The organism is Actinomadura rubrisoli (assembly GCF_004349215.1).
Lineage (GTDB): Bacteria > Actinomycetota > Actinomycetes > Streptosporangiales > Streptosporangiaceae > Spirillospora > Spirillospora rubrisoli.
The window spans coordinates 1-7945 of the sequence record NZ_SMKU01000393.1 but is presented as its reverse complement, the minus strand read 5'-3'; the positions used below and the strand labels follow the sequence as shown (position 1 = coordinate 7945).

Annotated in this window: 10 protein-coding genes; 4 read left to right on the top strand and 6 right to left on the bottom strand. The window is 69.2% G+C overall.

The window, feature by feature from the left end; genetic code table 11:
- Both E1298_RS40680 and E1298_RS48835 read right to left on the bottom strand, forming a co-directional pair.
- The coding region (locus E1298_RS40680) for an LLM class flavin-dependent oxidoreductase (protein WP_131902722.1) at window positions 1-486 on the bottom strand (486 nt) is incomplete at its 3' end.
- A gap of 195 nt (window positions 487-681) precedes the next feature.
- Entirely contained in the window at window positions 682-858 is a 177-nt protein-coding gene (locus tag E1298_RS48835) for a hypothetical protein (RefSeq protein WP_165975900.1), read from the bottom strand.
- A 558-nt stretch (window positions 859-1416) separates the two neighbouring features.
- On the opposite strand from E1298_RS48835, the gene E1298_RS40670 reads away from it, so the two are divergent.
- Window positions 1417-1605, top strand: coding sequence for a hypothetical protein (locus E1298_RS40670; RefSeq protein WP_131902721.1), 189 nt, complete (start codon window positions 1417-1419; stop codon window positions 1603-1605).
- A 9-nt stretch (window positions 1606-1614) separates the two neighbouring features.
- On the opposite strand, the gene E1298_RS40665 is transcribed toward E1298_RS40670, so the two are convergent.
- The 3 genes from E1298_RS40665 to E1298_RS40655 all read right to left on the bottom strand — a co-directional run bounded on the left by E1298_RS40665 (window position 1615) and on the right by E1298_RS40655 (window position 4424).
- A complete protein-coding gene (locus E1298_RS40665; RefSeq protein WP_131902720.1) occupies window positions 1615-2214 on the bottom strand; it encodes a dihydrofolate reductase family protein in 600 nt (199 codons plus the stop codon).
- A complete protein-coding gene (locus tag E1298_RS40660) occupies window positions 2211-3056 on the bottom strand; it encodes a metalloregulator ArsR/SmtB family transcription factor (protein WP_131902719.1) in 846 nt (281 codons plus the stop codon). The genes E1298_RS40665 and E1298_RS40660 overlap by 4 nt, the downstream gene beginning before the upstream one ends.
- Before the next feature lie 462 nt (window positions 3057-3518).
- Window positions 3519-4424 (bottom strand): class I SAM-dependent methyltransferase, encoded by a 906-nt coding sequence (locus tag E1298_RS40655; protein WP_131902718.1) that lies wholly within the window; start codon window positions 4422-4424, stop codon window positions 3519-3521.
- A 477-nt stretch (window positions 4425-4901) separates the two neighbouring features.
- Here E1298_RS40655 and E1298_RS40650 point away from each other — a divergent pair, with 477 nt between their 5' ends.
- On the top strand, window positions 4902-5276 hold the full coding sequence (locus E1298_RS40650) for a VOC family protein (protein ID WP_131902717.1): 375 nt from the start codon (window positions 4902-4904) through the stop codon (window positions 5274-5276).
- Window positions 5277-5517: 241 nt separating this feature from the next.
- Here the strand turns inward: E1298_RS40650 and E1298_RS48830 are convergent, their stop codons facing one another.
- Window positions 5518-5943, bottom strand: a complete 426-nt coding sequence (locus E1298_RS48830; RefSeq protein WP_165975899.1) for a DUF3592 domain-containing protein — start codon at window positions 5941-5943, stop codon at window positions 5518-5520.
- Between the two features lie 636 nt (window positions 5944-6579).
- Here E1298_RS48830 and E1298_RS40640 point away from each other — a divergent pair.
- Together E1298_RS40640 and E1298_RS40635 are read left to right on the top strand one after the other, a co-directional pair.
- Window positions 6580-7209 (top strand): GNAT family N-acetyltransferase, encoded by a 630-nt coding sequence (locus E1298_RS40640; protein ID WP_131902715.1) that lies wholly within the window; start codon window positions 6580-6582, stop codon window positions 7207-7209.
- Window positions 7206-7945 (top strand): transcriptional regulator (locus E1298_RS40635; RefSeq protein WP_131902714.1); only part of this gene is annotated, 740 nt, incomplete at its 3' end. The genes E1298_RS40640 and E1298_RS40635, both read left to right, overlap by 4 nt.

The following is a 7945-nucleotide window of genomic DNA, read 5'->3' as shown; positions in this document are numbered from 1 at the left end:
GCCGGGGGCCGGGCCGGGGTGGACGCCGGCGAGCCGGTAGGTGGTGCCGTTGGTGCGGACAGCGCGCTCGCCGCTCCACATGGCACGGATGACGTCGATGGCTTCGGTGAGGGCGTCGACGGCTTGCCCGGGAGTGCGGCGCGGGCCGCCCATGGCGACGATGGCGTCCCAGAACGCGCCGGCGCCCAGGCCGAGCTGGAGGCGTCCGCCGGTGAGCAGGTGCAGGCTGGCGGCGGACTTGGCCAGCATGGCGGGCGGGCGTAGCGGGAGGCTGGCGACGGTGGGGACGAAGGTGATGCGTTCGGTGCGGGCGGCCAGGTAGGTCAGCAGGGTCCAGGTGTCGTGGAAGGCAGCCTGATAGGGGTGGTCCTGGATGGTGATCAGGTCCAGGCCCAGATTCTCGGCGGCCAGGGCTTGGCGCAACGGCGCCTCGGCGTCCTTCCAGATGGGGTCGATGTTGGCGCCGAACAGCAGCGGCAGGCTCATGACGATTCCTTAGGGATGGCGCCGTCCCGCACGGTGTTGCGCGCGCGACGGCGGTGGCGATCGGCCGGATGGCTGAGTTGGACGGACGGCGAAATGAGGTCGTTCAGCGGGATGGTCCGACGATCAGGTTGCCACGCAGTGCGGCGGCCTCGGCGGGCTCCCCCTTGGTGATCTCGAAGTCGTCGCGTCGGAGGGTCAGGCCGGACGTCCGGCGGCCTTGTCGTGGACGGCGGCCAGGTCGGTCAGTGGCCGCCGCTGCGCGACCTCGATCTTCAGGTCGCCGGCGTCTCGGCGGGCGCGGTGACGTATTCGGCGGACGCGCCAGGCCCCGTCATCGGCTAGAACGCCACCACCGCGTTCCCGGCCGTCCACGGCCGGTCAACCCGTCGCCGACCTCGGCGATGACGCCGGGAAGGTCGACATTCGGAACGTGCGGGAAGGTCAGCGGGAACACGTCCCGCAGGAACCCGGCTCGGATCGCGGCGTCCACCGGGTTGAACGAGGTGCTGGCCACCACCTGCCCGGCACCCGGTCAGTGTCCTCGTGGACCAGGACGTCGCTCACGGAAGCCGTCAGCCTGCTGCGGTACCAGGTCGAACAGCAGCTACAGGCTGAGGGAGGCATCAAATATGTGCAGTTCCAGCTCTTGGCGCCTTTACCACGCGTACGGTTCGCTGACCATGACCGAGCTGGCCGACGGCGGTCGTCTACAGCCGCAGCGGCTCGACCTACCAGGCCGGCCCGCTGGAGAAGGCCGGGCTCATCATGACCCGCGTCCGCGACCACATGCGCGCCCAGCCGTCCCGCACCGCCACCCCGCGCAAACGCCGCGCCGAAACCAGCCATCCGGCCGAAACCACTGCCTGACACGACGTAGGCGAACGGGGCAGACATGGCCGTCGGGGCGGCCGCCGGCTTGCAGGGACGGTCATGGCGGTGGTCGATGCGCTCGGCCCATCGGCGGCGTTGGCCGCCGGGCCGCGCAGGCTCGCCGACGAGTTCGTCCAGGATTCCAGCGAGTGGGGCCCCAGCGGTCCCGTCCAAGGTTGTGCCACGGCAGGCTCGGCGCAGCCGCCGCGACGCAGCCATCGGGGTTTCGAGCTGGGGCTGCCTCGCTGATCGGCTGGCTCAGCGGGCTCGGTCGTAGACCATGGCCATTTCGCCCAGCGCGCCGGTCTCCTGATGGGTGAGCGTCCACTTGGTAGCGGGCAGGCCGTCGTCGAACAGTCGCTGTCCACCTCCGGCGATTTCGGGAAAGATCATGAGATAGAGCCGGTCGAGCAGGTCCGCGGCCAGGAGCGGCTTGATGACGCTGGCGCTGCTGTTGACGAGGATGTCGCCTTCACCAGCGGCCTTGAGGTCGGTGACGACGTCCGCCGCAGGGGCGTTCACCACGCGGGTGCGTTCCCACGGCGCTTCGGTCAAGGTGGTGGAGAGGACGACCTTTTCCGCGTCGACCAGCCACTTGGCGTAGGCGCGGTCACGTGGGTCGGCGTTCTCGTCCCCGGCGACCGACGGCCAGTAGCCCATGAATCCCTCGGCGTTGATGCGGCCGAGCAGCGCCGTCGTCGCGCCGTCCCACATGCGGGTCATGTGGTCTCGGGCGACATCGCTGGTCACATACGGGGCGAATGCGCCGAAATCACCGGGTCCGCCGGGGCCGTTGTAGCGCCCGTCGAGGGTGAGGCTCAGGTTCGCGGTCACGTTGCGGCCGGTCGAGGCGGTCATTGCGTGCTCCTTGTATCGGTGTCGTGCGGGTCTGCGGCGAGGGTCGCCGCGAGCTTGTCCAGGCTCTGGCCGAAGCCGATCTCGATGCCTGCGATGAAGTCGGCGGAGTCGACAGTGCTATCGGTGATCCGGACGTGAACGTCAAGATCGGTGCCGGTGTCCGTGGGCCGGAGGGCGAGGTCGACGTGAGTCGTGAAGGCGAGGCTGCCGTCGGGAAGCACCGGGGAGGACCGGTAGGCGAGGCGCTCACCAGGGCGTACATCATTGACGACGCCCTCTGCGCGCCCGGCGACCCGGTCGGAGCCGTCGGCGTCCTCGGCATCGCGGTACTCCAGGACGACCCGTCCGCCCGGTCGCGCCTCGAAGACGAGCTCGGAGACGCGCAGGTCGTCGGGCGTCCACCAGCGGGCGAGCAGGGAGGTATCGGTGAGATGGCGCCAGACCAGCTCGGGGTCTCCCGCCAGTGACCGGAGGAACCTGAAGGAGCGGCCGTCGGCCCACCCGGCCTCCTGCGCGGCGAGTCGCTCTGCGTCCAGGCTGAGCCCGTAGCGGTCGTAAGTCTCGCGCGCGCCACTGACCTCGTCCGCTGTGTCGGCGAGCCGGCTGAGCACCGCCGCAAGGTCCCGCAAGGGAGCGGACCGGAGCGCGTAGATGCGGCGCTGGCCGGTGCGCTGCGAGGTGACGACGCCGGCGCGTTCCAATGTCTGCAGATGCTTGGTCGTCTGCGGCTGGCGCGCTCCGGCGAGCTGGGCGAGGACGCCGACCGAGCGCGGCCGCTCGGCCAACAGTGTCACGAGCCGCCATCGGGCCGGGTCGGCCAGTGCGGCGAGGAGTGCGTCCATGCCCACGATTATTCACCACAGCGAATATTCGCGTCAAGGAATAACTTGGCTCAGTCGGGCTGTGTCTGAGGCGGCCTGGCCGTGCCCGGGCGGACACCCTCCCGGCCGTCACGGAACAGCCGCTCTGCGGTTCGGGTGAGTGACCGGTCCGGAGGGTTGGAAGAAGCGGCGGCCCATCAGGTTTGATGTGGATGCCGTGCGAACGGGCGTCCGGCGCGCCGCGTCGTTCTCCCGGACATCGAGGGCCTTGCTCTGCACGTCCGACGCGCGGTACTCCGGAGACACGAGCATGTCCGGGAGCGTGGCCCTACTCCCCCGATGCCAGCGCCGATCGCCTCAATGACCGCGTCAACCGGTGCCTGGCGTTGGCGTTCTTCATCGACGACTCGACCGGCACCAACGCCCCGGTCCTCCATGCCTCGGAGCCCGGTCATCAGGTGACGGCGGGCATGTCCGGTGCGGTCACCGAGCCGGGCGAATGCCCGTGAAGACTGTCGTGGCGGAGAGGACGAACGCGTCCGGCCGCCGCAGGATGCCCTCAGGTGCCTCGGGATCGAGCAGCATGTCGAGCGTCTTGCGGTCCTCCACGTCCAGCGATTGGCTCGCCGTCTCTTGCAGCCGGGCCAGAAAGGCGTGCAGGAAGGAGCGGCCCGTCTCGTCCAGAGGCGCCGGCAGGTCGAGGAGGGAGGCGAAGCTGCCGACGCCGATGAGCCCGGCGCGGCTGAGCATCGCGGACCAGTCCTCGACCACGGTGGCGCTGCCGGGCAGCTCGGCTCGCATGTTTTCGAACCAGTGCTCCTGGACGACGTCGAGCCGCGCCTGGAGTCCCGGTTTGCCGATGCCGATGTCGCGCGGAAGGAACCGCATCGGCAGGCCGCCCTCCGCTACGGCGAGTAGCCCGCCGGGCCTCAGCACACCGGCGAGCAGGTTCAGCGCCCCTTGCTGATCGCCGAGGTGGTGCACGGCCTTGCTGCTCCAGACCAGATCGGCCGTGCCGATGCCGCCTCCCGCGTGCTCGCCGCCGTCCAGGCCCTCGGGCAGCTCTGCGTGCCTGCCGACCACCCTGCCGCCGAGGCCAAGGCGCTCGGCGCGGGCCAAGGCGCGGTCCAGCAACCCGGGTGTGCCGTCCACGGCCACCGTCTCGGCGTCCGGGAAGACCTCCGCGAACACGCAGGTCATCACGCCCGGCCCGCTGCCGATGTCGAGGATGCGCCGGACGTCCTTCTCCGGGCCGATCAACTCCCGCAGGCGTGCCGCCGTCTGGCGGAGGACCGGGAGCTGCAGTTCGCCGCTGGTCTCCAACTGGGCAGCCATGACCTCCCAGTCGATGTCGGTGTGTCCGTGCCCGGAATCGCTGTGTGAGCTCATGGCGAGGAGCGTGCACCCGTCGGCTTGGCCATGGCAAATCTTGTTGCCAATTCTGGGACAGTCCGAGACGGAACGCTCGTATACACGACCCACGCACTACCAACCGGTCCTCAACCCGGTGGCGCTTATCGACTTGAACGGCTGCGCGCCGAGCGCCTATCTTCCACCCTGGCCCACGGCACCGGCATCTGAGAGAACACCCTTGGTCGGCCGGGCCCCGAGAGCGTCCGCCCCAACCTGGAAGGGCTGCCGTAGTGTGCCGGAGTCCTGCCACGTCGGTCGTGTCGGAGCCTTGTCGGCCAGGGAAAGCTTGACTGCCTGCGGGCGGCGGGGGCGCCGCCGATCGCACGAGCGCCAGACGGTGTCTTCACTCCCGAAATTCGCTGCGGTGCGGCGTTCTGGGAGGACGGGTCGGAGGTCGCATACGCGCACTGGCAGTCTGTACCGGTCAACCCCAAGCTTCAAAGGAGCCGGCCCATGCCGTCCGCTATCGCGGAGTTGTCCGCCGTCAGTCTCGACTGCACCGAGCCACCGGCGCTCGCCGCCTTCTACTCCGCGCTGACGGGCGGGGAGATGACCCATGACAACCCGGAGGCGTCCGCGATCGTGCTGCCGGGTGGGCCACAGATCATCTTCCTGCGCGTTCCCGGCTACCGGCCGCCGACCTGGCCGCAAGGCGACCGGCCCCAGCAGTTCCACCTGGACTTCGACGTCGACGACCTGGACGAGGCCGAGCGCGCCGTACTGGAACTGGGCGGTGCGAAGCCGGACTTCCAACCGAACCCGGAACGGTGGCGCGTCATGACCGACCCTGCCGGCCACCCGTTCTGCCTCTGCCCACGTCGCCGCTAAGAGAAGCCGCCCCCAACACCCGAGCCCTCCGCGCTGAACCCTGCCCTGGTACGCCGGTCCGGTTGATGTGTGACGGATCCGTTCCCGGCGTGTGCGGGAGCCGCGCGCCCAGGCGCATTGCCCCACGTCGTCCATCTGGGGGCCGGTTCTCTCGGTGATCGCCTCCAGGAACGGGGCGGGTCGGCCCCGGTGGAGGTCGGCGGTTGTCCGGCAATGGGGGAATCTGGCTGCTTCACCGATTTCAGCGGGACGTGCCGCTGCTTCTGCGAAGTCGGGCTTCCGCCACGGCGCCCCAGGCGAACAAGCACGGCGTTCCCACCGCGAAGATCACGCCGCAGACGATGATGAAGACCGCGAGGCCCCTTTGTGACCTGGTCGTTTCTATACTGGATCTATCCGGGTTGGCTGGATCGTAGAGAACCTTGATGTGGGCGCCCACCCGCTCATCGCCCGTGTACCGCACCACATGCCGGGTTCCGTCGAAGGCCGTGAAGCTGACGTCGATCTTCGGGGTCGTGCCCATGCCCGCTCTGACCAGTTCCCTGGAGACCACCACCCCCGTGGTGGACCGTCCGCTCTCGGAAAGAACCGAGGCGTCGCCGAGCATGGACCAGCCCCAGCCCACCATGAGGACACCCAGCAGGGCGAAAGGGAGGGACGCCAGCATCTTCAGGAAGGAAACGGCCAGAGAACTCTTCGGCTGCCTATCGGAGGGTCGGCCCCCACCTCCTGTAGACGCCCGCTGATGCCCGCCGAGCACAGGGTTCCCCTTTCGCGATGTTGTTGCCCTGAAGCCAATTCTCGCTGTCTTGGCGCACCGGTGCCATGAGAAGGCTCTTTGGGCCGCGGGTGTGCAGGTCGCTGGCTTGGATGGCTTGCCATGAGACCTTAGACGGCGCCTCTCTGGAGTTCGTCGCATCGCTGTAGTGGTTTGCGGCGGCGGCTTCGGGCTCGTGCTAGGAGCGACGCCGCTGTGACCATGATGGCGCCTCCCGGCGCGAGACCCAATGCCGCAGTCGTGGTGCTGCGTACGGCGGCCAGTGCGACGCCGGAGACAGTCGTCGCAGCGGTCGCCGTGAGCGCGATCCAGGCACCCAGTACCTGGTCGTGCGTCCTAGTTATGCTGCCTTACCACAATCCGCCGGGGGCGGTGACGAGGAAGGCCGTCCTGCTGGGCGACGCAGAGGACGACGCGCCACGTGCCCCGGGAAAGACGCGTTTGCGGTCCAAGGCAGCCACTCCTCCAGTTACGTGTTCTGAACGATCGTATCTACAACGATAGTTCTTGTGTAACACTAGAGGTATGAGCGACTCGATCACGAGTGAGACCGTCACAGTGCGGCGCGGCCTGCCGTCCGGCTCCGAGGAGCGGGCTGCGCGTCTCTACTGGGAGGCGTTCGGACGCAAGCTCGCCCCCGCGCTCGGCCCGCCGGAGAAGGCCGTGCCCTTCATCGCCGTCCACCTTCAGCACGACCGGGCCATCTGCGCCCTGCGCGGCGGACGGCTCATCGGCGTCGCCGGCTATCAGCTCGCGGGGCGGACCCTGGTCGGCGGAACGGCCGGTGACGTCCTGCGCGCCTACGGAAAGATCGCAGGTCTCTGGCGATTGGCCCTGCTCGCCCTCTTCACGCGCACCCCCGCCCCCGGGCAACTGGTGATGGACGGTCTCGCCGTATCCGCCGAGGCCCGGGGAAAGGGCGTCGGCAGCCTTCTGCTGAAGGAGGTGGTCGTCCTGGCGGCGGAGCACGGCTGCCGCGAGATCAGACTGGACGTGATCGACGTGAATCCCCGTGCCAGGGCCCTGTACGAGCGGCATGGCTACCGTCCAGTGCGCACCGAGCACACGCCCTATCTGCGCGACCTGCTGGGGTTCGGCTCGGTCACCACAATGCGTCGCGCACTCGCCGCATCCGAAAGGGCTGCCACGTCATGACGACGAACGATTCACCGAGCGCGTCGGTACCGCCGGTCCAGGTCCCCACCCGGATGCTCGTCGAAGCGCTGATCCGTACCGACCACACCGTCGACACCGGCGAGCTCTACGCCACCGCCCCGCAACTCGGCATGACCGACCAGCAGGTACGGCTGTGCATCAAGCGGCTGGTCGCCGAGGGACGCTTCACCCAGCAAGGCCGAGGCCGCAAAGCACTACTGCGATCCACCAAGACTACTGAGGCCACCCTTGGACCCGACGTCGAATTCGTCGCACACGCCTTCCGGCAGGACGCCGGCCTCGCCCCCTGGGCCGGCGCCTGGCACCTGGTCGCCTTCGCCGTACCCGAAAGCACCCGCACCGCACGCGACACACTGCGCACCGCGCTCACCCGCCTCGGCGGCGCCCCCATCCAAGGCGGCCTCTACGTCAGCGCCAACCCCTGGGAACCCTACGTCCAAGACCACGCCCACCGCCTCGGTATTCTCCACCACCTCACCTTCCTGACCACCAACGACCTGCGCCAGGGCGACGAGCGCGCCCCCACCGCACTCGCCCGCACCCTGTGGCCGCAGGACGAGATCGCCGACCGTTACCGGCGGCTCTCCGCCGTGGCCGAGCCGCGCCTGCGCCGACTCCAGGACGGGACCGCCCTCACCGTCCCGCAGCAGCTGACCATGGCGGTGGAACTGGCCACCGAGTTCACCCGCGCCATGGAACCCGACCCCCTCCTACC